At 39.4% G+C, this 25,445-nt stretch carries 20 protein-coding genes; 5 read left to right on the forward strand and 15 right to left on the reverse strand.

The window, feature by feature from the left end:
• Positions 1 to 54: 54 nt before the first annotated feature.
• Positions 55 to 1,635, forward strand: coding sequence for a BCCT family transporter (locus I6E80_RS05005; protein ID WP_076923984.1), 1,581 nt, complete (start codon positions 55 to 57; stop codon positions 1,633 to 1,635).
• Positions 1,636 to 1,874: 239 nt separating this feature from the next.
• On the opposite strand, the gene I6E80_RS05010 is transcribed toward I6E80_RS05005, so the two are convergent.
• From I6E80_RS05010 to I6E80_RS05030, 5 genes are all read right to left on the reverse strand, one after another.
• Positions 1,875 to 2,585: a 3'-5' exonuclease gene (locus I6E80_RS05010; protein ID WP_076923983.1), complete on the reverse strand. Its 711-nt coding sequence runs from the start codon at positions 2,583 to 2,585 to the stop codon at positions 1,875 to 1,877.
• Positions 2,586 to 2,588: 3 nt separating this feature from the next.
• Positions 2,589 to 4,484 (reverse strand): DUF294 nucleotidyltransferase-like domain-containing protein, encoded by a 1,896-nt coding sequence (locus I6E80_RS05015; protein WP_024600241.1) that lies wholly within the window; start codon positions 4,482 to 4,484, stop codon positions 2,589 to 2,591.
• Between the two features lie 142 nt (positions 4,485 to 4,626).
• A complete protein-coding gene (locus I6E80_RS05020) occupies positions 4,627 to 7,707 on the reverse strand; it encodes an efflux RND transporter permease subunit (protein ID WP_076923981.1) in 3,081 nt (1,026 codons plus the stop codon).
• Positions 7,708 to 7,709: 2 nt separating this feature from the next.
• Complete coding sequence (locus I6E80_RS05025) at positions 7,710 to 8,726, reverse strand: efflux RND transporter periplasmic adaptor subunit (RefSeq protein WP_076923980.1); 1,017 nt, start codon at positions 8,724 to 8,726, stop codon at positions 7,710 to 7,712.
• Between the two features lie 213 nt (positions 8,727 to 8,939).
• Positions 8,940 to 9,947 carry a rhodanese-related sulfurtransferase gene (locus I6E80_RS05030; RefSeq protein WP_024600244.1) on the reverse strand — a complete coding sequence of 336 codons (1,008 nt, stop codon included), beginning with the start codon at positions 9,945 to 9,947 and terminating at the stop codon, positions 8,940 to 8,942.
• Between the two features lie 209 nt (positions 9,948 to 10,156).
• Here I6E80_RS05030 and I6E80_RS05035 point away from each other — a divergent pair, with 209 nt between their 5' ends.
• Both I6E80_RS05035 and I6E80_RS05040 read left to right on the forward strand, forming a co-directional pair.
• The gene (locus tag I6E80_RS05035) at positions 10,157 to 11,485 is read left to right on the forward strand and encodes a DEAD/DEAH box helicase (RefSeq protein WP_197184983.1); all 1,329 of its coding nucleotides are present in this window, start codon (positions 10,157 to 10,159) and stop codon (positions 11,483 to 11,485) included.
• A 2-nt stretch (positions 11,486 to 11,487) separates the two neighbouring features.
• Positions 11,488 to 12,321 (forward strand): S1 RNA-binding domain-containing protein, encoded by an 834-nt coding sequence (locus tag I6E80_RS05040; RefSeq protein WP_024590152.1) that lies wholly within the window; start codon positions 11,488 to 11,490, stop codon positions 12,319 to 12,321.
• A 43-nt stretch (positions 12,322 to 12,364) separates the two neighbouring features.
• Here I6E80_RS05040 and I6E80_RS05045 read toward each other — a convergent pair whose 3' ends face one another.
• The 10 genes from I6E80_RS05045 to gyrA all read right to left on the reverse strand — a co-directional run bounded on the left by I6E80_RS05045 (position 12,365) and on the right by gyrA (position 23,485).
• Positions 12,365 to 12,739, reverse strand: a complete 375-nt coding sequence (locus I6E80_RS05045; RefSeq protein ID WP_024600246.1) for a hypothetical protein — start codon at positions 12,737 to 12,739, stop codon at positions 12,365 to 12,367.
• Between the two features lie 95 nt (positions 12,740 to 12,834).
• Positions 12,835 to 13,539, reverse strand: a complete 705-nt coding sequence (pyrF, locus tag I6E80_RS05050) for an orotidine-5'-phosphate decarboxylase (protein WP_076923978.1) — start codon at positions 13,537 to 13,539, stop codon at positions 12,835 to 12,837.
• 350 nt (positions 13,540 to 13,889) lie between these two features.
• Entirely contained in the window at positions 13,890 to 15,026 is a 1,137-nt protein-coding gene (gene lapB, locus I6E80_RS05055) for a lipopolysaccharide assembly protein LapB (protein WP_002961182.1), read from the reverse strand.
• Between the two features lie 2 nt (positions 15,027 to 15,028).
• Complete coding sequence (locus I6E80_RS05060) at positions 15,029 to 15,310, reverse strand: lipopolysaccharide assembly protein LapA domain-containing protein (protein WP_007583056.1); 282 nt, start codon at positions 15,308 to 15,310, stop codon at positions 15,029 to 15,031.
• Positions 15,311 to 15,331: 21 nt separating this feature from the next.
• Positions 15,332 to 15,619: an integration host factor subunit beta gene (ihfB, locus tag I6E80_RS05065; protein WP_007583054.1), complete on the reverse strand. Its 288-nt coding sequence runs from the start codon at positions 15,617 to 15,619 to the stop codon at positions 15,332 to 15,334.
• Positions 15,620 to 15,686: 67 nt separating this feature from the next.
• Positions 15,687 to 17,354 (reverse strand): 30S ribosomal protein S1, encoded by a 1,668-nt coding sequence (gene rpsA / locus I6E80_RS05070; protein WP_002961176.1) that lies wholly within the window; start codon positions 17,352 to 17,354, stop codon positions 15,687 to 15,689.
• 96 nt (positions 17,355 to 17,450) lie between these two features.
• A complete protein-coding gene (cmk, locus tag I6E80_RS05075) occupies positions 17,451 to 18,161 on the reverse strand; it encodes a (d)CMP kinase (protein ID WP_076923977.1) in 711 nt (236 codons plus the stop codon).
• 106 nt (positions 18,162 to 18,267) lie between these two features.
• Complete coding sequence (gene aroA, locus I6E80_RS05080) at positions 18,268 to 19,545, reverse strand: 3-phosphoshikimate 1-carboxyvinyltransferase (RefSeq protein WP_024600251.1); 1,278 nt, start codon at positions 19,543 to 19,545, stop codon at positions 18,268 to 18,270.
• A complete protein-coding gene (gene serC, locus I6E80_RS05085) occupies positions 19,545 to 20,627 on the reverse strand; it encodes a 3-phosphoserine/phosphohydroxythreonine transaminase (RefSeq protein ID WP_197184984.1) in 1,083 nt (360 codons plus the stop codon). The genes aroA and serC overlap by 1 nt, the downstream gene beginning before the upstream one ends.
• Before the next feature lie 158 nt (positions 20,628 to 20,785).
• A complete protein-coding gene (gyrA, locus tag I6E80_RS05090) occupies positions 20,786 to 23,485 on the reverse strand; it encodes a DNA topoisomerase (ATP-hydrolyzing) subunit A (RefSeq protein WP_024600253.1) in 2,700 nt (899 codons plus the stop codon).
• A gap of 176 nt (positions 23,486 to 23,661) precedes the next feature.
• Between gyrA and ubiG the strand changes: the two genes are divergently transcribed.
• Positions 23,662 to 24,372 carry a bifunctional 2-polyprenyl-6-hydroxyphenol methylase/3-demethylubiquinol 3-O-methyltransferase UbiG gene (gene ubiG, locus I6E80_RS05095; RefSeq protein ID WP_024600254.1) on the forward strand — a complete coding sequence of 237 codons (711 nt, stop codon included), beginning with the start codon at positions 23,662 to 23,664 and terminating at the stop codon, positions 24,370 to 24,372.
• The gene (locus I6E80_RS05100; protein WP_197184985.1) at positions 24,372 to 25,052 is read left to right on the forward strand and encodes an HAD-IA family hydrolase; all 681 of its coding nucleotides are present in this window, start codon (positions 24,372 to 24,374) and stop codon (positions 25,050 to 25,052) included. The genes ubiG and I6E80_RS05100 overlap by 1 nt, the downstream gene beginning before the upstream one ends.
• Positions 25,053 to 25,445 lie beyond the last annotated feature (393 nt).

Consider the following 25,445-nt stretch of genomic DNA (forward strand, 5'->3'; position numbering starts at 1 on the left):
TCGATATGACGCCGAATTTATTTTGGCTTGTTAGGACAACTAAAGAGGTATTGCATGAAGGAAAATCATGACAAATATAGTATTGACAATACGGACTACACCGTAGGTCAGGACAACGTACAAAAGTGGGGGTTTGATATACACAACCCTGTTTTTGGAACTAGTGCGGGCCTGATTGTCATCTTTTTAATCGCCATACTTGTTACCGACCCACAAACTGCAAAAACAGCGCTTGATAGTATCAAGACCGATATTATTAATAATTTTGATGCCCTATTTATGTGGGCTGCCAACTTCTTTGTACTCTTTTGTTTAGCACTTATTGTTTCTCCTTACGGGAATATTCGCCTTGGTGGTGATGATGCTAAACCTTCTCACTCTCGAATTTCATGGCTTGCTATGTTATTTGCTGCAGGTATGGGTATCGGCCTTATGTTTTGGGGCGTTGCTGAACCGGTTGCTTACTTTACTGGTTGGTACGAAACACCACTTAACGTAGCCGCTAATACACCAGAGGCTGCAAAATTAGCAATGGGCGCGACTATGTTCCATTGGGGTCTTCATCCTTGGGCTATTTACGCTGTTGTTGGTTTATCTCTTGCATTTTTTACGTACAACAAAGGTTTACCTCTTTCAATTCGTTCTATTTTTTATCCTATATTAGGCGACAAAGCGTGGGGTTGGCCTGGTCATATCATTGATATCTTAGCTGTACTTGCTACATTATTTGGCCTTGCAACGTCTTTAGGTTTAGGTGCGCAGCAAGCTTCTGCAGGTATTAACCATGTATTTGGTCTTGAGGGTGGAATTGGCTCTCAAATTTTGGTTATTGTGGGTGTAACACTTTTAGCGATTGTTTCTGTAGTTCGTGGTATTGACGGTGGTGTAAAATTACTCAGTAATGTAAACATGCTAATTGCTTTCTCATTGCTATTGTTTGTTTGCCTAGTTGGCTTTGCTGTAGCAATGGGTAACGTACCAACAACTATTATGGGTTACGTTGAAAATATAATTCCATTGAGTAACCCACATGGCCGCGAAGATGAAACATGGATGCATGGTTGGACTGTGTTTTACTGGGCTTGGTGGATTTCCTGGTCACCGTTTGTAGGTATGTTTATCGCGCGTGTATCACGTGGTCGCACAATTCGTGAATTCTTAATTGCGGTGTTACTTATCCCTACGCTAGTTACTGTTTTATGGATGTCGATTTACGGCGGTATTGCGATTGATCAAGTAGTTAACGGTGTTGGCGCACTAGGTACTAATGGTTTAACTGAAGTTCCTTTAGCTATGTTCCAGATGCTTGATGAATTACCTTTATCTAATATTTTATCGTTTATTGCGATTGTATTAGTGCTCGTGTTTTTTATTACATCATCTGACTCTGGTTCACTAGTAATTGATTCAATTACTGCTGGCGGTAAAATTGATGCACCAGTTCCACAACGTATATTTTGGGCATCGGTAGAAGGCGCTATTGCAGCAGCTCTACTTTGGATTGGTGGGACACAAGCAATTGAAGCACTACAGGCAGGTGCCGTTTCTACAGGCTTGCCATTCACTATTGTATTATTGTTTATGTGTTTAAGCTTAGTTTTAGGTTTACGAACTGAGCCTCGCCCAGTTAAGTAATACCTTAAGTAGCAATACTTTAATTAGTAACGAAAGCGCCGCAATAATTGCGGCGCTTTTTTGTTTAACTATTTAAGGTTATATCAATTCGCTAAATAAAATGATCTGTTTTGTGGCAGAAAAAACGTCTCAATAGTAAGGCAAAAATTCGTTATTTAGTTGCTCTAAATGATAAATTTTAACGTAGCTAACGTCAGGTTTAACCTTCAATATGATTAAAGCATTATTACGTATTAGTATTACCCCCATAATTCTGAGATTGGAGTATCTACACGGTAATGATGACTCAGTTGCGCTTGTAAAAGCTCAGCTGTAGCAAGTGCATCTGTTAACGCATTATGGTTTTGATACGCAGGTAGAGAATAACGCGCACGACAATCTGTTAATCTGAGCGAGCCAAGTTTTGTATTAAATACTCGACCTAATAAACCTTGCCTTGCTTTTAGTGCTCTTTTTTCTATTTCCATTGTATCAACAAGTGCAAACTCAATACCTTCTTTAAGCCGTAGTAGTAACGCATTATTTAAAAAATGGCGTTCTATAGCAGCGTAATGCACCACGACAACTTTACCACTTAGCGCTTCAAGTAAAGGTTCAATGATTTGATTAAAGTCAGGGGCGTCATCTACCTCAGAATGGGTTATCCCATGGATTAAAATAGACTCTTCATGCAGGTTACGTCTAGGTTGTACAACCCAATGCCTGCTGTGTTTACAATAGATACGCTTTAAACTAAACGGCACTAATCCGACACTCACTATATCGTCGTTTTGGCTATTTAAACCAGTGGTTTCAAAGTCCATTGCTACAAAGGGCACATCTTTTACTGCGGCTTTGTCTTGATTATAAGCACCAGCATAAAAATGTTTTAAGAGTTTATTTTCGGTGCTGTTGGCAAGCTCGTTATATCTAGCTTGCCAATCAACTGCTTTATAATTACGCGGATTCATAGGCTACTTCACACCAGAGTTTGCTGTGTAGCTAAACTTTAAATAGCTTTGTGCTTTTTCTAAAATAGCAAATGCTTCTTTTAAGTTTCGCTGTTCAAAGGGAGACAGTAAATGTGGATCTAAGTTATTATCTGGCTCTTCGCCCTTCTCTATTTGCCACGCTTGATGGCGAATTCGCATCATGGCTATATACTCTAGTGCATCACGTAAATCTTGCGCTTTACCCTGCGGTAAAAGTTTTGCTTCAATAATATCTTCTAAACGCTCAAACGAGTTTTGTTTACGCGAACCAATAGCTAGTGCGTGCACGCGAATAACATCCGAAAGTGGTGCAGTACCTCGTCGTTTTAAGTTCATTGAGCGCTTATGTTGGCCATTATGTTCCATAACAAAGCCTTTGAAAAAGCCAAGCGGTGGTGTTCTATTTCTGGCATTTGCTGCCATGTTAGCCAAAAATACACGATTTACTTTACTTTGTTTTGCTATAAATATTTTAAGTTCATTAGCCCACTTGGTTTTACCCCATACTCCGTCTAAATCAAAAAATATAGAGCTATTAAGTAAAGCTTGTGGTTTTGGCTGAGCTATCCAATCTGCAAATTGATCAAACCACTGTGAGCGGGTTTTACGCCACTTTTTGAACGACGCCATTATTTCTCCATCACAATACGTATAGCCACATTGTGCTAAGCCATCACAAACAAAGTCTGAGATATTTTGAAAATATTCGTTATGTTTTTCGTCGTCATAACTGTCATCTAAAATTAGCGCGTTATCTTGATCCGTTACAATAAGTTGCTCATCTCGAGCCATTGAGCCCAAGGCAATAAAACAATAAGGAACGGGAGGTGGACCAAACTTTTCTTCAGCTAATACAAGCAATCTTTGTTTAAATGTACGACCGATAACGGCCATGGCGGTGCCAACCATGTGAGAGTTTGCATCTTCGTTGACCATACGAACAAATACGTTGGGCAACTGGCGCGCATAATGTGCCAAATCCTCAATTGTTTGTTGAGCAAGTATACCGCGCACAAGCAATAAGCTACTTTGCGATTCATAACGTAAAATGTCAGAGAGAGAGATAACCCCTATAGGGCGCTTTTTTTGTACTACAGGCAAGTGATGTAAATTATCTCTAAGCATGGCAAGTACTGCTTCAAAAATATAGTCATTAGCGTCTAAGAGCACTAAGTTAGTCGACATAATATCTTTTGCTTGTGTGTTAAAGGCAAGGCCTTTAGCCACTACTTTTGAGCGTAAATCCCTATCGGTTATTATGCCAACGACTTGTCCATCATCTTCCTCAGGATCATCGTTTATAGGCTTATTTACGTCTGTTACCAAAACTGACGAAACCGCCTCTTCGGTCATTAATTTAGCGATATCTTGTATTGTAGAGGTTGCATCTACGGTTACTACATCTCGGTGGATTAATGATTTCACTTTCGCAGTTGTAAGGTCATTGCCATCAGCTTGTTCAACAATAGCTTGATGTAAACGCACGTTACCATCTGTTTCAAAGTAATCAGCAAACGCATCAAACTCATCACAGTAACGATTAAATAGCTCAACATTTATGCAGTATACTAATGTATCTTCAAGAGCTGTTGCAGGAAAACGTACCTTACGGTTCATCAATAAACCCATTTGACCAAATATACCTGCGGTAGCCAAACGGTTATAAAGCTCGCCATTACGGCGATACATTTCTACAGAACCACTTCTAATTACATACAAATCAGATATATCTTGTCCAAAACTCAAAATATCTGTTTTTGCTCTAAAGTAAGCAACTTCAACTTGTTGAGCTAGCTCATTAAGCGCTTTTTGAGGTAAGTCATCAAAAGGAGGATGTTGTGCTAAAAATTGTGCGATTTCAACTTGTTCGGCTTGCATAGGGGATTCCTTGTGACCACACAGTAAGGCATGTATATGCTTAGGTGGCTATCTTAACAAACAAATATAGCCAATCAAGATATAACTAAGACCCACTACTGTTTTAAGCTAAAAGAGTAGTGAGTCTAGCTTTAATTACACTTTAATTTAGCTTTTCTAGCTCTTGTTCGAGCTCTTTAGATTCATCGCCTCGAGGGGTCGTAAAGCGAGCTAAACCTAAGTAAATAACAGGTGTAAGGTAAAGGGTAAATAATACGGCGAGCGCTAGGCCACCAAACACCACCCAACCAATTGCATTTCGTGCTTCAGCGCCCGCACCGGTAGACATAATTAATGGTAACGCACCTAACAAGGTCGATATAAGAGTCATTGTAATGGGTCTTAAACGTACTAGTGCAGCTTGCTCAACAGCTTTTCTAACAGATAAACCTTGGTCGCGTAATTGGTCGGCAAATTCAACCAGTAATATAGCGTTTTTAGCGATTAAGCCAATCAGCATAACTAAGCCGATTTGAGAGTATATATTTAACGATGTCCCCGTTAAATAAAGCGCTAAAATTGCAGATGTAATACCAAATGGTACGGTTATCATAACCACGACAGCACTATTTACATTTTCGAACTGGGCAGCAAGAACTAAAAATACAATTAAAAAAGCCAATACGTAGGTTACAAGCACTTCGTTAGATGTTTCCTCATAGGTCAGTGCTTCACCTTTAAACGCAAGTGCAATACCAGGCGCTAATGATTGCTCAGACACCTGCTTAATTTGATCTACTAAAGAGGCGATAGTTAATCCTTCGGGCAATTCCATACTGAGCTCAATAGAGCGGCGCTGTGCATGTCGCTCAAGTTCAGCTGCTACACCTTCTTCAGAGATATAAGCAACACTACTTAATGGCACTAAGCTGTTATTGCCAGCTCTAATATATAAATTAGCTAAATCGCTCGGATCGTTTATGGTTTGATTTTGAGCTTGCAACATTATAGGAACGGATTGATCGCCTATGTTTAAATCTTCAACATCATCTCCGTTAATAGCCGCTCTCAGTGTAATTGCTATGTCGCTCAGCGCTACACCCAGTTCTTGCGCACGCCGTCTGTCTATATTAACTCTAAGCTGTGGTTGCGATGGCTGATAGGAAATACGAACAGGGGCAACTTCAGGTACTGCTTTTTCAAGTGCCGCTGAAAACTGCTGCGCAGCTTTAAATATTTGTAGGTAATCTTGACCTAGTAAGGCTATTTCAACACCGCCACCTTGACCACGTAAATTTAAACTATTTGCACCGCCTGGAAATGCTGGTGCACCGGGAATATCACCCAAGGGCTGACGAATTTTATTGATTATTTCTTGTTGAGTAAAATTTCTTTCATCCCAATGCTTTAATGGCACAGTGATAAATACTATATTTGGATCCCATTGGCCAACTACCGTATAAATTGATTCTATTTCGCCGCTATCAATAAAAGGTAATAAAATATCTTCCATTTTTATGGCTTGTCTATCCATAAAGTTTAACCCTACACCGTCAGGACCTCGTGCAAATATACGTATTTTTCCACGATCTTCTGTTGGTAGTAATTCGCTATCTAAACTTGTATATAAAGCGCCTGAGCCAGCCGCTACCAATACACAGGCTATAAATGTAACCCACGCATGGTCTAGCACTTTGTGAATTGATTTTGTATAAATACCACCAAGCCAATGACCTACTTTAGCAAATGGATGGAAGCCACCCTGTTTTAGTTTTAGCTTTGAAGTTAGCGCTGGTACTAATGATAAAGCTACAAAGCTTGAAATAATAACGGCGCCTGCAAGTACACCTCCAAACTCTCTAAACAGCCGCCCAGCGGTTGAAGGTAAAAATGCAATAGGTATAAATACAGCTGCAAGTACTGCAGTTGTTGCTATTACCGCAAAAAACACTTCTCGTGTTCCTATTACCGCAGCTGCACGTCTGCCTAAACCTAATCCTCGTTGTCGCTGAATATTTTCACTAACTACAATGGCATCATCTACAATTAAACCGGTGGCAAGTACAAGGGCTAGTAAAGTTAAAATGTTAATTGAAAAACCAAGTGCCCAAATCAGTGCTAATGAGCCAATTAACGCTACGGGGATTGCAAAAGCAGGTACAAGTGTGGCACGCCAAGAGCCGATAAAAACCCAAAGCGTTACAACTACTAACAACACGGTAAGTAATAAAGAGTAAATAACTTCATCAACTGAGCTTCTAATAAACTGTGCATCATCAGACGTAAGGGTAAATTCCATTTCAGGAAAACGCGTTTGCATGCTGTTGATGAGCTTTAACACTTCATCAGATATTTCTATCGTATTTGATTGGGCTTGACGAATTATCTCCATGCCTATAACAGGTTTACCGTTGAGTCTTACCATAGAACGTGGATCAGCGGGACCAAAGTAAACAGCTGCAATATCGCTAATGCGGGTATCACCTTGAATTATGATGTCGCCCACTTGCTCTGGTGTTATTGATGTAGCATCAGCCCGTACGATAATTTGTTGATCGTTTGATTTTAAACTTCCTGCTGGCACGTCAAACGGAGCTTGGCTAAGTACTTGTGCAACATCTGGAATCGTTAAATTGAAGCTGCTTAGTTTAAGAGGATCAATTCGTACTCTTAATACTCGTTCCCTATCACCATTTAAGCGTACATCCGCAACACCTGGAATGGTTAAAAACTGCGGGGCTAAATCAACATCAACACGTTCAGTAAGTGCTTCAAGCGATAGACTATCACTAGAGACGGTTAACGATACAACGGCTTCTGCATCGTTATCGGCTTTAATAATGGATACTCGCTCGACTTCTTCGGGGAGATCTCGTTGAACACGTGCCACCGATTCGCGCGTTTCGTTTGCTGCATCGTCTAAATTAATTCCGGGCCTAAACTCTACGACAATTCGTGAATTTCCTTCTTCACTTTGCGCTCGTATTGATTTAACACCGCTTACGCGTGCTACTGCGCCTTCTAGTTTACTGGTTACTTCAGTGTCTACAGTTTCTGGTGAGCCACCCGGAAATGGTGCAGAAACAGTAATACGCGGCCTATCTACATCGGGGAGTTCCCTGACCTCAATCCCTGCAATAGCTGCAATCCCGGCAATAATAATTAGTAAGTTGAGTACAACTATAAGCACAGGGCGACGAATAGCCATTGATGGTAAATCTTGCATCATAGGTTGTTGTTTCATACCTACTCCTGCGAATCTGAATCAATTGCGTTAAAGCTTAGTTCTTGCTTAGCTCGTAGGCGTTGGACGCCCTCAATAACTAAAATATCACCCTCTTTTAATGGGCCCGATACTAATAATCGACCTGCAAGGCGTTGCTCTATTTTTACATCAACGCGTGTGGCTTTATTATCAACACTTGTCCATACGTAAGGACCCGTTGCTCCCCACAGTAACGCAGCTTCTGGTATTGCAGCGTAATTATCACCTAATACTTCAATATGAACTCTAAAGCTCATACCCGGCAAAAACTGCTCATTCGCATTGTTAAGTTTTGCTTTAACACGAAGAGTACGAGTTTGAGGATTTATTCGAGAATCTAAATAAGCAATTTGGGCGTTAATTGGGCTTTCTGACTGCCAAGGAAATACTGTTATATTACTTTTATTGCGTAGCATAAATATGGCTGATTCTGGCGCATTAAAATTTATATACAAGTCACTCGTGTCATCAATACTCGCTATTTCAGTAAGCTCAGAAATTCTATCGCCAACCTCAACATCTGTTAGCCCCATAATACCATTTAAAGGTGCAATAACTTTTCTATCTTCAAGCTCTGTTTGTGCTTGAGTTAAAGTAACTTTTGCAAGTTCAACAACTGTTTTAGCGTCGTCTACGTCACTTTTAGGCACAGCTCCTTTAGCCTGGCTTTGCTGTAATCGCTCTAATATTCTTTGCGTATCGGCAAGTTTAATTTTAGCCTCATCAAGCGCGGCTTTTTGCCTGCGAGAGTCGAGCTCTAGTAACATATCGCCTTTTTTTACTTTATCGCCAGGTTTAAAGTATACAGCGGTCACCTTATCACCCACAGCTGGGTATAACATAACTGAATGAATTGCCTCTGTATTACCAACTGCTTGTACTTGTTGCTTAGCACGCTCTAATGTTATTTTTTGTACCACAACATTAGCGCTTAATGCTGGTAAAGTTACAAATAGTAAAGCACTTAATGTACTGATTAATAAAATTCGAGATTTCAAAGTTACACCCTAACTAATTATTATTTTCATTACCGTACGAAGTCTAACAGCTGTTTGATCAATAAATAGGTTAGAACGATAAATTAGCAAAACAATAGGATGAGTTTACGTAGGTGATACCAATTTAGGTAAAACTAACAAAAAATACAAGTGACAGTTAAAACTAAAAAGCCCAGCATAAGCTGGGCTAATAAAAGTATTCATTAATAAATGTTATTTACCGCGCTGAGCATCCTTTTGCGCTTTTTTAGCCTCTTTACGTTGCTGTAAAACTGCCTGTGCTTCGCTACCAATGTGGCCTTCACCACGCGCTTGCGCGAGCTCAATCTGTTTTTGGCGTTCAGCAAAGCGTGTCCGCTGTTCATCCGTTACTTCTTCAATACAATGATGGCAAGATACACCTTCCATGTATTCAGGCTTTAATTTTTCTTCTTCTGTAATTGGCATACGACAGGCGTGACATTGATCATAAGAACCTTTTTGTAAGTCGTGATCAACCGCTACACGATTATCAAATACAAAACACTCGCCTTCCCACATTGTTTCTTCTTTTGGCACTTCTTCTAGGTATTTTAAAATACCACCTTCAAGATGATATACCTCATCAAAGCCTTGCTCTTTCATATACGCAGTTGATTTTTCACAGCGAATACCGCCAGTACAAAACATAGCCACTTTTTTATGTTTTTCAGGGTCTAAGTTTTCTTTTGCCCACTGAGGAAACTCACGAAATGTTTTAGTGTTTGGATCGACTGCGTTTTGAAAAGTACCAATTTCTATTTCGTAATCATTACGAGTATCAATAAGTATAACGTCAGGATCTGATATTAACGCATTCCATTCATTAGGCTTAACATAACTACCTACAACTTTTAGAGGGTCTACACCTTCAACCCCCATAGTTACAATTTCTTTTTTTAATTTTACTTTAGTACGGTAAAACGGGCATTCATCATCGTAAGATTCTTTTGTTACGATATTTTTTAAATTAGGTTGCTCATCAAGCCAGGCTAATAGATTATCTATGCCTTCACGTTTTGCAGAAACCGTACCGTTAATACCTTCAGCTGCAATAAGTAAAGTACCACGAACCTCGTTTGCTTCCATTACCTCAAGTAATGGCTTTCTAAGGGCTTCATACTCAGGTAAAGCCACAAACTTATACATTGCACACACTACAAAGTGGTCCTTTGTCACATCATTTTTATGAACTGCCGTCATCTTATTTCCTATTTTGCTTTTAGTTGCCACAATTGGCATTTACCGAATCGTAAATCCGGCGCATATGGGGCGCGTATTTTACGCTTTTTTAGTTTAATTGCAAAAAATAGCGCTATAGATTGGTTTTTACTGTTAGCGACCTATCTGTGTAAGCTATAATGCGCTGATAAATTTATAGACTTAATTTGCTTATTTTGGAGAAACACACATTGCAGTTTACTGATCTTGGGATTGATACACGCCTTGAAACACAGTTAGCACATCAAGGGATCACCCAGCCCACCGATATTCAAGCGCATGCAGTGCCTACCGCACTTGCAGGGCATGACATTTTCGCTCAGTCGAAAACAGGGTCGGGCAAAACCTTGGCGTTTTTATTACCTGCTGTACAAAGGGTTATGAAACAAAAAGCACTCAGTAAACGCGATCCTCGTGTACTTATTGTTGCTCCTACGCGTGAGCTTGCTACGCAAGTATTTACTCAGCTGCGTTTATTAATTGCAGGCACAGCCATTAAGGCCGTAAAAATACTTGGCGGCGAGAACTTTAATGACCAAATAAAAGCACTTAGAAATGATCCACAATTTGTAGTTGCTACACCTGGGCGTTTAGCCGATCACATTACAAAACGATCTTTACAATTGAGTGGGCTAGAACTGCTTATTTTTGATGAAGCCGATCGTATATTAGATTTAGGCTTTACTGAGCAGTTGAAAATGATTAACGAGCAAGCTAATCACCGTTTACGCCAAACGTTATTGTTTTCTGCAACACTTGACCATGCGCAAGTAGACGCTCTATCACGTAATCTATTAAAAAAGCCAAAGCAAATTACGCTAAGTGCAGCGAACGAGCAACATAGCGATATTAAACAAACGTTATACCTTGCCGATCATCTTGATCATAAAGAAGCGCTATTAGAGCACTTTTTGAATCAAGGTGATGTTGGGCAGTGCATTATTTTCACGGCAACGCGTTCTGACACGAGTCGCTTGAGTGAGGCGCTAAATGCTAAAGGCTTTAAGTCTGTAGCGCTTGCAGGTGACTTAACGCAAAATAAACGCTTAGATATAATGGATTCATTTAGTCGCGAAAACTTTAAAATATTAATCACAACCGATGTTGCATCTCGTGGTTTAGATTTACTAAGTGTAACGCATGTTATTAACTTTGATTTGCCAAAACACGCTGAAGAATATGTACACCGCATTGGCCGTACAGGCCGTGCTGGTTTTAAAGGTAATGCTTTATCGCTTGTTGGACCTAAAGACTGGGCAAGCTATTTAGCTATTAAATCGTTTTTGAACGATGAGCTTGTATTTGCAAGTGTCGAAGGTTTAAAAGCCAAGTTTAAAGGTATTAAAGAGAAAAAGCCTGAAGCAACGTGGGATAAATCTAAAGAAAAATCCGCCGCTGTTAAAAAACCTGTATTTAAACGCAAAGCCAAACCTAAAAAGCCAACAGCACCTATTAAGGCACCAATGAACATTGATGGCGACACACCAATGCGCCGTAAAAAAAAGACTGAGCAGGAATAATTATGAGTTACCTAGGAACCACACAAACATTATTTGTAAAAGAAGTGAGTAACGAAGGTGCTTACTTAGACGGTCATGATTTAGGTGAAGTGTTTTTACCAAAACAAGAAATTAAACATGAGCTTGAAGCGGGCGATAGCATTAGTGTATTTATCTTCTTAGATAACGCTAACTTAGCAACTGCCACAACTAAAAAGCCACACGCACAAGTAGGTGAATATGCCCTGCTTCGCGTTAAAGAAATTAATAGTATTGGTGCGTTTTTAGATTGGGGTCTTGAAAAAGATGTACTAACCCCATTTAACGAACAAAAACCACGTATGCAAGAAGGTCACTCATATTTAGTTCGTTTGTACCTTGATAATGCAAGCCAACGTATTTGTGCATCAAACAACTTTAATCGCTTTCTATCTAAAGATGAGCCGCAGTATACGCACTTACAAGAAGTGGATTTAATTGTTGCTGGCAAAACAGATATTGGCTACAAGGTATTAATTGAAGAATCGCACTTTGGTGTTGTTTTCTACAATATGGTATTTAAAAGCTTATTTGTGGGTCAAAAGCTTAAAGGGTTCATTCAAAAAGTACGTGAAGACGGAAAAATTGATGTTGTACTAGAAAAGCCGGGGATGGGTAAAGTAAGTGACCTTGGTGAAACTATTATGCAAAAACTTAAAAACGAAGGTGGAGTTATTCCATTAGGCGATAAGTCCGAACCTGAAGCGATTAAAAAGATGTTTTCTACTAGTAAAGCTAACTATAAAAAAGCAATTGGTGGATTATTCAAACAAGAGTTAATAGATATTGAAGCGAAATCCATTCGCTTAAGATCTTAATCATAAATAATAGGCTTTAATTACTAATATTATCTGTTTGTAATTAACCTAGAATGTACTTATAAGGCAATGTACATTGCGTATATTGCCTTGAATAATCAAGCACTTCACCCTTTGACTCTAGGTTAAGCGGTGCCAAACGAAAAACCTTCTTTTCGCATTCTGTTTTTTTATCATCAAGCTTAGATATGCAATCAGTTACCGTTATATGCTGAGATATCAGTGTATCCTCATTTTTGTAACACAGGTGGTGTGCATAATCTCGCATTGTTTGTTTAAAATCGAACATATTAATAGGATAGTTCGAAATTATATCTGTTACTGATGTAACATCATCATATGCTTTATTAGAAAAGACGTACTTATTTACCGAAAAACCCGCAACAATAATAATTATGAAACCTAATAATAACTTCAAAGCAAACCCCCTACTACATCATTAATACTAATAATGTAACATAAAATACACATGCAGTAAGGGGTTTTAGCACTATATTGCTGCTTTTTGTTAAATTACGCTATGGATTTATTAACATCACTAAGCACTTTTACGGGATTATCCGCCTGAGTAATAGGTCGACCTATAACTAAATAATCACTTCCTGCATCAATTGCTTGCTTAGGAGTCATGATACGCTTTTGATCACCCGCATCACTCCCTTCAGGACGTATACCTGGCGTAACAAGCTTAAAACTCTCACCTAACTCTGTTTTTAAGGCTTTTGCTTCTTGTGCAGAACACACAACGCCATCAAGCCCAGCTTCCTTTGCAAGCTTAGCTAAATATATAACTTGCTCTTGAGCTGATTTATCAACGCCTAAGCGCTTTAATTCTGTTTCATCCATGCTTGTTAATACAGTAACAGCGATAAGTAATGGCGCTTTATCGCCAAACTGTTCTAGAGCCGATTTAGCTTTGCTCATCATTTCAAAACCACCAGAAGCATGAACATTTACCATCCATACACCCATTTTAGCCGCAGCAGTAACAGCTTTAGCTACTGTATTAGGGATGTCATGAAACTTTAAATCTAGAAAAACATCAAAACCTAAATCAATTAACTCTTTAACGAATGTAGGTCCAAAATAAGTAAACATCTCTTTGCCTACTTTAAGACGACATGTATCAGGAGAAAGTTGTTTAACAAAATTTAAAGCAACCTCTTGGTCATCGTAATCTAATGCTATAAGAATTTTTTTTGAGTGTTCGAAAGACATGACTATCCTAATGTATGGCTATAATACCAATCCGCAATAATACTTAATCAATTTGAAGGACTAAATTTGACGCTAACTGCTTAAAAATTTCTGATATACAACAATACAATAACGAAATTCTTGCCTTGTTATCGACACAATTTTCTTACCTCAAAACAGACCACTTAATTAAGCGAATTGATATAAAATAATTGTTTAAATAGATTTAATGCAATAGTGCTAGCTGGTAATTTGAGAGAAGGTGTAAAGAAATTTATATAGACACAACATCAAAAAATTCCAACCCAGTAAACTCTCAGTTTAATTTGCTAAAACTATCATAGTTAAATCCGATATTATTTAAGGGGTTATTAAAATCCGTCTAAGCCTCGACTTGGAACAATGGTTTCCCAATGCTTACAAGAAGGGCAATTCCAATATATGGTGTAGCTTGTAAAACCGCAATGCTGACATTGGAAATCAGGTTTTGTAGCAATATAAGAGGTTACAAGCTTATCAATTTCATTAAGTACTTCTTTAGTATTTTTATTTTGGTCACCCATTAATTGCAGTAAAAAACTGAAACCACGAATAGTAGGTTGACGTTTTAAGCTATCAGTTAGAAATTCAAAGGCTTGTTTAGTGTGTCCTTGCTCAAGCAATGCTTGGCAATGTTTTATTTTAATTAATACACCGCCCTTTTCTAACAAGTCACTGACTAATTCATGAAATTGATGCGTTAAATTTAATTGTTTATAGCTGTGAGCTAGCTCATCAATAAACAACGGCGCAAACAAAGTGAATTGTGATACAAGCTCACGCCAGTAATAAATAGCTTTAACGTAATCTTCTTTCGCGTAAGCAACTAATCCTAACTCGTAAAGCGGACGTACGGCTTTATAATTTAAGCTAATCGCTTTTCTCATTAGTTGGGGTGTATTGTCACTTAAAGCTGATTCACAATAAAAATTAGCAATCGCTTTAAATTGTTGTTCTTTTGAAAATAGTTCGCTGTGGGCTTCAAACATGTTGATGCCTTTTTCCCATTCACGGGTTTGCGAATATAAAGTAATAATAGGATCTAGCGCTTCTACATGCCCTGCTTTAACTAACCAAACTAAGTGCTCTTCTGCACTATCTAGTAGACCAGCCATTATGTAATCTTCGGCAAGTTCTAAACGGCTAGTTGCAGCTTGTTGTTCATTTAAGCTTGGGTGTTTTAAAAGAAGTTCATGGATTTTTATTGCGCGGTCTAGTTCACCTCTACGGCGAAACATAGTAGCAAGTGTAGAATAGTGTTCAACAGAGTCAGCTGAAACTTCAAGCAAATTAATTAAGTGCTCTAAGCCTTGGTCTTCTTCTCTGTCGAGTAGAAACTTTAAGCCTTTGCTGTATTCAGAAGTGATCTGACGATTTAGTTGATGAGCTTGGTTTTTAGCACTGTTTTTACCCATAATCCAGCCGTAACCGGCGGCAACAGGTAATAGTAAAAACAAAAGCTCAATCATAGTTAGGTGTCTTTATTCGCGGCAAGCTTTTTTTTATCTTTTTCAGGCGCTAATTGTTTTTTTAAGCGGTAGTTTTGCCACTTTAATTGTGAAAACAATTTAAAGCTAATAAAACAACCCACTAAAACACCTAATAAAAAGCAGATACTTATTATTACAGCTAAAGGTAGTGTATTACTGGCTATAATATAATTTATTTGTACTAACTGTGGGTTTTGTGACCCTAATACAAATGCACTGATGAGGCATAGCGCAACCAGAATAATTTTTAATACCTTGAACAAGTAACTACTCCACTAAGTTAACTAGGCAATGCTTTCATTTACGCGGTCGCGTAATTCTTTGCCTGGTTTAAAATGAGGTACATGCTTTCCTTCAAGCTCAACTGTATCGCCAGTCTTAGGATTACGACCTGTGCGAGGAGCGCGGAAATGCAAAGAGAAACTACCAAAACCTCTGATCTCAATACGATCTGAAGTAGATAATGAGCCGGCCATTTGTTCAAGAATTTCTTTTACAGCATTCTCAACATCTTTCACTGGAACGTGTGCGTGTTGTTCCGCAAGTGTTTCTATCAGTTCTGACTTAGTCATAGCGTTTCCTTAAAAAGAGATATAGGAAGGGCAAAAAATGCCCTTCCAACTAAAAACTAATTATATATTAGTCTTTTTGTGCATTTGCGAAAGCAGCTGCCATTGCGTTTTCAAACACTGGCTCTTCTTTCTTAAGCTTCTCTAGTACTTCTTTCTCTTCTGCTTCGAAAAGAGCTTTTACAGATAAGCTTAAAGTGCGGTTCTTACGATCAACACCAACGTATTTAACTTCAATCTCGTCGCCTACAGAAACAACAGTAGTTGCATCTTCAACGCGTTCTTGAGCGATATCAGCTACACGGATGTAACCTTCAACGCCTTCGATAAGTTCAACAGTTGCGCCTTTCGCATCAACTTCAGTCACTTTACCTTTAACAATAGCACCTTTTTTGTTTGCATCAAGGTAGTTATTGAATGGGTCAGCTTCGATTTGCTTAACACCTAGAGAGATACGTTCACGCTCTGGGTCAACTTGCAATACGATAGCAGTGATTTCGTCGCCTTTCTTGAATTCACGTACAGCTTCTTCGCCAGGTGTATTCCAAGAAATGTCTGAAAGGTGTACAAGACCGTCAATACCACCGTCAAGACCGATAAAGATACCGAAGTCAGTGATTGATTTGATCTTACCAGTAACTTGATCGCCTTTGTTTTGTAGACGAGCAAATTCCTGCCAAGGATTAGCAATACATTGCTTAAGACCAAGAGAAATACGACGACGTTCTTCGTCAATTTCTAAAACCATAACTTCAACAGTGTCGCCTAAGCTAACAACTTTTGAAGGATGGATGTTTTTGTTAGTCCAATCCATTTCAGAAACGTGTACTAAACCTTCAACGCCTTCTTCGATTTCCACGAAACAGCCGTAATCTGTAAGGTTAGTAACACGACCAGAAAGTTTAGAACCTTCTGGGTAACGACCAGCGATAGCTGCCCATGGATCTTCACCAAGCTGTTTAAGGCCTAGAGATACACGAGTTTTATCTTTGTCGAATTTTAGAACTTTAACTGCGATTTCGTCGCCAACATTAACGATTTCTGAAGGGTGCTTAACACGCTTCCAAGCCATATCAGTAATGTGTAGTAGACCATCAACACCACCAAGGTCAACGAATGCACCGTAGTCAGTAAGGTTCTTAACGATACCTTTAACTTCTTGGCCTTCAACAAGGTTAGCAAGAAGCTCTTCACGTTCTTGTGAGTTTTCAGATTCGATAACTGCACGACGTGAAACAACAACGTTGTTACGTTTTTGGTCAAGCTTGATTACTTTAAATTCAAGCTCTTTGCCTTCAAGGTGAGTTGTGTCACGTACTGGACGAACATCAACAAGTGAACCAGGTAGGAAAGCACGGATTGAATCAACTTCAACTGTGAAACCGCCTTTAACTTTACCGTTGATAACACCAGTAACAGTCTCTTGCTCTTCACATGCTTTCTCAAGACGGATCCATGCTTCGTGACGCTTAGCTTTCTCACGAGAAAGAATAGTTTCACCGAAACCGTCTTCAATTGCATCTAGTGCAACATCTACTTCGTCGCCAACAGCAACTTCAAGTTCACCAGCAGCATTTTTGAACTGCTCAGCAGGGATAGCACTTTCTGATTTAAGACCAGCATCTACAAGTACAATGTTGTTCTCGATTGAGATTACTGTACCTTTAACGATAGAGCCTTGCTCTGCTTCAAAACCCTTTAAGCTTTCTTCAAATAACTGCGCAAAATTTTCTGACATACGAATATACGTCTCTATATATTATACCAATAAGCAACCATGCTGCATGGGGTTGTTAAAATAGCACTGGCATCCTGCTGGCGCATAAAATGTGTTTTAGCTTCGTTTAGGAAGCTTACCTTCAGAGATTGCAATATCTAATAAAGTTATTACCTTATCAAACACTTGCTGTGCATTAAGTTCGCTAGTATCGATCTCAATAGCATCTTCTGCAGGTACAAGCGGAGCAACGGCACGATTCATATCGCGCTCATCACGAGCTTGAATGTCCTGTAATAGACCACTTAGTGTAACATCAAGACCGCGCGTATTCAACTCAACAAAGCGTCTACGAGCACGCTCTTCTGCACTTGCTGTTAAATATATTTTTAACGGAGCATCTTGAAAAACGACAGTGCCCATATCACGACCATCGGCGATTAAGCCATTTTCAGTACGAAATGCACGCTGGCGACGTAATAATGCTTCACGAACGCGAGGTAATGCTGCAACCTTTGACGCTGCAGCGCCTACTTCTTCGTTACGAATAGTAGTGGTTACATCTTCGCCTTCTAAAATAACTTTTCCTGCATTAGTCTGGCTATCTACCAAAAACTGCACATCTAAATTTGCAGCAAGAGGGACAAGCCCTTCTTCATTGTCTAATGCAATTTGGTGATGAAGTGCAGCTAAAGATAAAACGCGATAAATCGCACCGCTATCTAATACATCCCACCCTAACTTGTCGGCTAACAAGCGACAAACAGTTCCTTTACCTGAACCACTTGGGCCATCAACGGTGATCACGGGCATTAATAACGCCTGCATTTAAAACCTCCTGCAATGCACACCTAAATAAACCGCGACATTATACGTCAGTTATTAAAATATATCTGCTATTAGTGTGTAACTTTTGTAATTACTTCTAAATAGCTTATTCACTGACTGATGCTAAAACATTGAAAAATGTAGGGAATGTTTTATAAGTACACTTTGGATCATTAATCGTTATTGGCTTTCCGCCTACGGCAACCATAGCAAAACACATAGCTATACGGTGATCGTCGTAAGTATCTATAGCAACATCATTAAAATGTTCAGGTGGAGTAATTTCTATAAAATCCTCACCCTCTACAACTTCAGCGCCTACTTTTCTAAGCTCAGTTGCCATTGCGTACAAACGGTCTGTTTCTTTAACGCGCCAGTTATAAATATTACGAATAGCAGTTTTACCTTTAGCAAATAAAGCAACTGTTGCAAGGGTCATAGCAGCATCAGGAATTGCATTCGCATCTATATCTACGCCATTAAGCTCGCCTTTGCGAACAACTAAGCGCTCATCATACCAATCAATTTTAGCGCCAACCTGCTCCATTACTTTAGCAAAGCCTATATCTCCTTGAACCGATTTAGCGCCAACACCTTTAATTTCTATCTCGCCACCGGCAATCGCTGCGGCTGCAACGAAATAAGAAGCCGATGAAGCATCACCTTCAACCATAATTCGCTCGACTGATTGATACTGTTGACCACCTTTAACGTTAAAAGTTACATAGTCACTGTGCTCAACATCAATACCAAAGCGCGCCATAACACCTAACGTAATATCAATATAAGGCTTAGATACTAAAGTACCCTTAATAGTTATATTTGTATCGCCGTTAAATAAAGGTGCTGCCATTAACAAGGCAGTTAAAAACTGACTTGAAATACTGCCATCAATTTCAACTTCACCGCCATTGATTTGGCCGCCTACGATTTTGAGTGGTGGATAATCTTTATGTTTTGTATAGGTAACATCGCCACCAAGTGTTTGTAGAGCATCAACTAAGTGCCCTATTGGACGCTCTTCCATGCGTGGCTCGCCTATTAACTCATATTCGCCACTTACAGCCGCAAGCACTGCTGTTAAAGGTCGATAAGCAGTACCTGCATTACCTAAAAATAATGGTTCACTTGGTGTTTTAAACACACCACCAACACCCTCTACAGTAGCTACAGTGCGTTCTTCATTAAGTGTTACATTTACACCTAAAAGCTTCAGAGCACCCAACATATGACGAATATCATCACTATCAAGTAAGTTCTCTACAACGGTGGTACCGCTTGCAAGTGCTGCTAATAATAAAATTCTGTTCGATAAGCTTTTTGAGCCAGGCAGAGTAACAGTCCCATTTACACGTGAAATGGGCTCTAAACGAAGCTGCTCCATTAGCTGTGCTCCTTTGCAAATGCAGCCATAAAGTCTACAAGTGCTTGAACACCTTCAAGTGGCATTGCGTTATAGATACTTGCGCGCATGCCTCCCACAATTCGGTGCCCTTCAAGTGCAAGTAAACCGGCCTCGCTTGATTGAGCAACAAATTTGCTATTTAAGCTTTCATCATTTAACCAAAATGGGACATTCATGCGTGAACGACAATGCTTAGCAACAATATTTGAATAAAAGTCAGAGTTATCAATAAAATCATACAGTAAATCTGCTTTAGCAATATTTTGTGCTTCCATGGCTTTTACCCCACCATTGCTTTCAAGCCATTCAAATACTTCAGCCGCTAAATACCAAGCAAAGGTAGGTGGGGTATTAAACATACTGCCCTGCTTTGCTTCAAGTGCGTAATCTAAAATACCAGGCTTTGGCAAACCTTCGCGCTCAAGTAATGTTTTACGAACAATAACAATTGAAATACCCGATGGACCGATATTTTTTTGCGCACCAGCGTAAATTAAATCAAATTTATTAACGTCTATCTCACGCGATAATATAGTTGAAGACATATCAGCAATAATCGGAGCTGTTGGGTGGCTAGGTACATCAAAAATCTCTAAGCCATCGACAGTCTCATTAGGGCAATAGTGGATGTACGCAGCATCTTCTGGTAATTCCCAGTCAGCAACGGCTTTAATTGAAAACTCACCATCTGCATCATTACGGACATCCGTAAAAGACGTTTGAGTGAACTTATTCGCTTCATCTCTGGCGCTTTTCGACCATACGCCATTCTCGCAATAAAACGCTATTTTGCCTTCTTGGTGTAAATTTAATGGCACTGCACTAAACTGACCACGACCACCACCATGCATAAACAGCACTTCAAATTCATCACTAATGTTCATTAGACGGCGAAGGCTGGCTTCACATTTAGCTGTAAGCGCTAAAAACTCTTTACTACGATGGCTAATTTCCATCACAGACACACCTAGGTCTTGCCAATCTAGAAACTCTTTTTGCGCTTTTTTCATAACCGCTTGCGGAAGCATAGCTGGCCCCGCACAAAAATTATATTTACTCATTACCTTTGCCTCATTCCAGTAATTTAACTACTAAGTATGAACATTTAATACCAATCCACTAAACCTTTAAAATTTAATGAATGAATATAATTTCACACTCTATTAATTTTTTTCAACAACATTAAAAAAAGCGGCCAAGGCCGCTTTTTCAATATCAATTATTCTGAAGGAGGATTATCATCCGCTACTTCATCAATAACCGTATCTACTGTTTCAACGTCTTCAATATCAATTAAGTCACTTTCTGTAACTTCAATCTCTTCTATACGTTGTAAACCAACTACTTGCTCTTCGTCAATAGTTCTGATCAAAATAACACCTTGCGTGTTACGTCCAACCGTAGAAACTTCATTAACGCGAGTTCGTACTAAGGTACCACGATTCGAAATAATCATTATTTCGTCGTTGTCGTCAACTTGAACAGCACCAACAACAGCACCGTTACGTTCACTCACCTTGATAGATACAACACCTTGTGTTGCACGGCTCTTAGATGGGTAATCTTCAAGTTGTGTACGCTTACCGTAACCATTTTCAGTTACCGTTAAAATAGCACCGTCAGTTTTTGGTACAATTAACGATACTACGCGTTGCTCGTCTGGCATTTTAATACCACGAACACCTGTAGCCGTACGACCCATTGGGCGAACACCTTTGAAACGAATCTCAGGGTTGCCTTCTTCATCAAGTACTGGGTTACCGTTTTCATCAACAACGGTTGTTTCTTCAGCTTCTTTAAAGCGTACTACTTTACCAGCATCAGTGAACAACATAATCTCGTTGCTACCATCGGTAATATCAACACCAATTAAGCTATCGCCATCATTTAAGTTAACAGCAATGATACCGCTAGCTCGTTGACGACTGTAAGCCGTTAATGGTGTTTTCTTAACTGTACCGAATGCAGTTGCCATAAAGATGTATTTATCTTCAGCGTACTCGCGTACTGGCAATATAGCAGTAATACGTTCATCTGCTTCAAGTGGTAACAAGTTAACAATTGGCTTACCGCGCGCTGCACGACTTGCTAGTGGTAACTGATACACTTTAAGCCAATATAAACGACCCGCTGTAGAGAAACATAAAATCGTATCGTGTGTATTTGCAACTAAAAGACGTTCGATGAAATCTTCATCTTTCATCTTCGTTGCTGACTTACCTTTACCACCACGACGCTGTGCTTCGTAATCAGACAATGCCTGATACTTCACATACCCTTCGTGAGAAAGCGTTACTACAACGTTTTCTTCAGTAATTAAGTCTTCAAGGCTGATATCGTGAGCCGCTGCATTAATCTCAGTACGACGTTCATCGCCATACTGCGCTTTAATTTCCACTAACTCATCACGAATAACTTCCATTAAACGCTCAGGAGTCGCCAAAATATAAAGTAGTTCAGCAATTAGCTCTAATAACGATTGATATTCAGTTAAGATTTTTTCGTGTTCAAGACCAGTAAGCTTGTGTAAACGCAAATCTAGAATTGCTTGAGCTTGTTGCTCAGAAATATAGTATTGACCGTCGCGAATACCTAAATCAGCAGCAAGCCAATCTGGACGAGCTACATTATCTTCGCCTGCTTTCTCAAGCATACCTTGTACATGACCTAATTCCCACGGACGTGCTGTTAAGGCAATTTTAGCTTCAGCTGGTGTAGGGGATTTACGAATAAGTTCGATAATTGGGTCAATGTTTGCAAGCGCAATCGCTAAACCTTCAAGCGTGTGAGCACGGTCACGCGCTTTGCGTAAATCAAACACGGTACGACGAGTTACTACTTCACGGCGGTGAATAATAAACTCTTCAAGCATTTCTTTTAAATTAAAACACTTAGGTTGGTTATTAATTAAAGCAACCATATTCATACCAAACACAGTTTGTAACTGAGTTTGTGAATACAAGTTATTTAAAATAACTTCGCCTACGTCACCACGTTTAATCTCAATAACGATACGCATACCGTCTTTATCAGATTCATCTCGTAGCGCGCTAATACCTTCAATTTTCTTATCTTTAACTAGCTCAGCAATTTTTTCAATTAAGCGAGCTTTGTTAACTTGATAAGGAATTTCGTGAACGATAATTGTTTCACGACCTGTTTTTTCATCGGTTTCGATGTCGGCGCGTGCACGCATGTACACTTTACCACGGCCAGTTAAGTAGGCTTGTTCAATGCCCTTCTTACCGTTGATAATTGCAGCCGTTGGGAAATCAGGACCAGGGATATAATCCATTAACTCTAAAATAGTTAAATCAGGATTTTGAATAAGTGCCAAACACCCATTTACAACTTCAGTTAAGTTATGTGGTGGTATATTTGTAGCCATACCTACCGCAATACCCGACGAACCATTCACTAATAAATTAGGAACTTTCGTAGGTAAAACATCAGGGATGAACTCTGTGCCATCGTAGTTAGGAACGAAATCAACCGTTTCTTTTTCAAGATCGGCTAATAACTCATGCGACATTTTTGCCATACGTACTTCTGTATAACGCATTGCCGCTGCTGAATCACCATCAACCGAACCGAAGTTACCTTGGCCATCTACAAGCATATAACGCAGTGAGAATGGCTGAGCCATACGAACTATCGTGTCATAAACTGCACTGTCGCCGTGTGGGTGGTATTTACCGATTACGTCACCGACCACACGGGCCGATTTTTTGTAAGGCTTGTTCCAGTCATTACTAAGCTCGTTCATTGCAAACAAAACGCGGCGATGAACAGGTTTTAAGCCGTCACGTACGTCTGGTAATGCACGTCCTACGATTACGCTCATTGCGTAATCTAAGTAGGAGTTTTTTAACTCGTCTTCAATATTGACTGGCAGAATTTCATTGGCGAGATCAGTCATTTGATATCACATTCCTTCAGTATCAGCTCTCAACAACCCGGTATTGGGTATTAAGAGTATTGTTATTATTTCTAACAGCCATGCTATCACAATTAATTTTAATTTACAGGCGCAAAACTTTGCGATTTATCAATTTAGCCCTATATAATGGCCTCAGATTGACGAGGAAGTATTTTATGACCGAACATCAAAATGTAGATCACGCAGAAATAGCAAAATTTGAAGCCATCGCTGAGCGTTGGTGGGACCTAGACGGAGAATTCAAACCTCTTCACGAAATTAACCCGTTACGACTAGACTTTATAGCAAACAAAACGCAAGGCTTATTCGATAAAGAAACACTCGACGTTGGCTGTGGTGGCGGTATTTTAAGCCAAAGCATGGCACGCATGGGCGCAAAAGTAACCGGTATCGACATGGGTCAAGAGCCTTTAACTGTTGCTAAATTGCATAGTTTAGAGACAGGCGTAAATGTAGATTATATAAAAATACCTGCAGAAGAGTTTGCTTCGCAAAACCCAGAGCGCTTTGATGTAATAACCTGTATGGAAATGCTTGAGCACGTACCCGACCCAGCTTCTATTATTCATGCTGTAGCCGCACTTGCCAAACCAGGCGCGGATGTGTTTTTTTCAACCCTTAACAAAACACCTAAAGCATATTTATACGCGATTGTTGGCGCTGAAAAGCTTTTAAAAATGGTACCTGAAGGTACACACGACCATAAAAAGTTTATAAAACCTGCACAGCTTATTGCATGGGCAGAGCAAGCCGGTTTAAAAGTTCGTGCAAGTACAGGGCTTTCTTATAACCCACTATCAAAGCAATATACGCTTAATAGTGACGTTAGCGTAAATTACATACTTTATTTTGAGAAGTTAGCTTAATGGCTAACTCTCAAGCCCCCCACCCCCTTATAGAGTACGATGCATTTTTATTTGATTTAGACGGCACCCTACTCGACACCGCTGATGATTTAGGTGCCGCTTTAAACGCAGTCCTTATTAATAATAAAATAGAACCTGTTAGTAGTGATATATACCGTCCTGCGGCATCTAACGGCGCAGGCGCATTATTAGAGGCTGGTTTTAAAGAATTATGGGACAAACAACACCAAAGCGAGCTTATAAAGCAATTAGTTAACGAGTACGCTGCAAACATAGCAAAACACACGCATTGCTTCAGCGGAGTTGAATCGTTACTTATCGGCCTTGATCAGAAAAAGATCAAATGGGGGATCATGACTAACAAGCCTGGCTTTTTAACCGATCCTTTAGTGGCAGCTATTCCCGCATTAAAAAATGCCAGTGTAGTAATAAGTGGCGACACATTAGCTGAAGCTAAGCCATCACCTTTACCATTACTACATTGTGCAAAGCTCATGCAAGTAAAACCAGACCGTTGTCTATACATTGGTGATGCACAGCGCGACATACAAGCAGGCAAAGCGGCAGGTATGCATACCGCAACGGCACTTTGGGGTTACATCCCAAGTAAAGATGAAGCGATAGCTTGGAAAGCCAATTTTAACTGGCTAAGTCCAATTGATGGTTTTAACCATATATAGTGTCATGTTAATTATTAAACACTATATATTGTGATTGTGTTAGTTTTCACACAAAGCTTGCTGATAAAAAAAGCAGTCAAAATTTATTTTTAAAATGCGTAAATTTAGCAGATCATTAGTTGATTTTTGCATATTTCAACTTAAATGATTGTTCGAAGGTGAGTGTCTACTAACACAAATGCGTTATCCCAAAGTTATCCACAAATAGGGGCAATTATGTCCCTTGCAAAACAACTCAGACCACACTATCTTGTGATCTCTAAATTGAACAACACCAGATATTGTGGCCAAATGTTATTCAATTAAATTCGCCAATACGGTGAAACCTATAATAAATGAGTATGTACCTTGCTTCGGCGAGGTATAAAGCATTGGTCAAAATACATAATTCCC

Source organism: Pseudoalteromonas sp. NSLLW218 (assembly GCF_015864775.1).
In the GTDB taxonomy this organism is placed as follows: Bacteria; Pseudomonadota; Gammaproteobacteria; order Enterobacterales; family Alteromonadaceae; genus Pseudoalteromonas.

Bases quoted from the DNA above. Each gene is read 5' to 3' on its own strand.
- I6E80_RS05005 (WP_076923984.1), top strand. From the start codon at position 55: ATGAAGGAAAATCATGACAAATATAGTATTGACAATACGGACTACACC.
- I6E80_RS05010 (WP_076923983.1), bottom strand. From the start codon at position 2,585: ATGAATCCGCGTAATTATAAAGCAGTTGATTGGCAAGCTAGATATAAC.
- I6E80_RS05015 (WP_024600241.1), bottom strand. From the start codon at position 4,484: ATGCAAGCCGAACAAGTTGAAATCGCACAATTTTTAGCACAACATCCT.
- I6E80_RS05020 (WP_076923981.1), bottom strand. From the start codon at position 7,707: ATGAAACAACAACCTATGATGCAAGATTTACCATCAATGGCTATTCGT.
- I6E80_RS05030 (WP_024600244.1), bottom strand. From the start codon at position 9,947: ATGACGGCAGTTCATAAAAATGATGTGACAAAGGACCACTTTGTAGTG.
- I6E80_RS05040 (WP_024590152.1), top strand. From the start codon at position 11,488: ATGAGTTACCTAGGAACCACACAAACATTATTTGTAAAAGAAGTGAGT.
- pyrF (WP_076923978.1), bottom strand. From the start codon at position 13,539: ATGTCTTTCGAACACTCAAAAAAAATTCTTATAGCATTAGATTACGAT.
- lapB (WP_002961182.1), bottom strand. From the start codon at position 15,026: ATGATTGAGCTTTTGTTTTTACTATTACCTGTTGCCGCCGGTTACGGC.
- ihfB (WP_007583054.1), bottom strand. From the start codon at position 15,619: ATGACTAAGTCAGAACTGATAGAAACACTTGCGGAACAACACGCACAC.
- rpsA (WP_002961176.1), bottom strand. From the start codon at position 17,354: ATGTCAGAAAATTTTGCGCAGTTATTTGAAGAAAGCTTAAAGGGTTTT.
- cmk (WP_076923977.1), bottom strand. From the start codon at position 18,161: ATGCAGGCGTTATTAATGCCCGTGATCACCGTTGATGGCCCAAGTGGT.
- aroA (WP_024600251.1), bottom strand. From the start codon at position 19,545: ATGGAGCAGCTTCGTTTAGAGCCCATTTCACGTGTAAATGGGACTGTT.
- serC (WP_197184984.1), bottom strand. From the start codon at position 20,627: ATGAGTAAATATAATTTTTGTGCGGGGCCAGCTATGCTTCCGCAAGCG.
- gyrA (WP_024600253.1), bottom strand. From the start codon at position 23,485: ATGACTGATCTCGCCAATGAAATTCTGCCAGTCAATATTGAAGACGAG.
- ubiG (WP_024600254.1), top strand. From the start codon at position 23,662: ATGACCGAACATCAAAATGTAGATCACGCAGAAATAGCAAAATTTGAA.
- I6E80_RS05100 (WP_197184985.1), top strand. From the start codon at position 24,372: ATGGCTAACTCTCAAGCCCCCCACCCCCTTATAGAGTACGATGCATTT.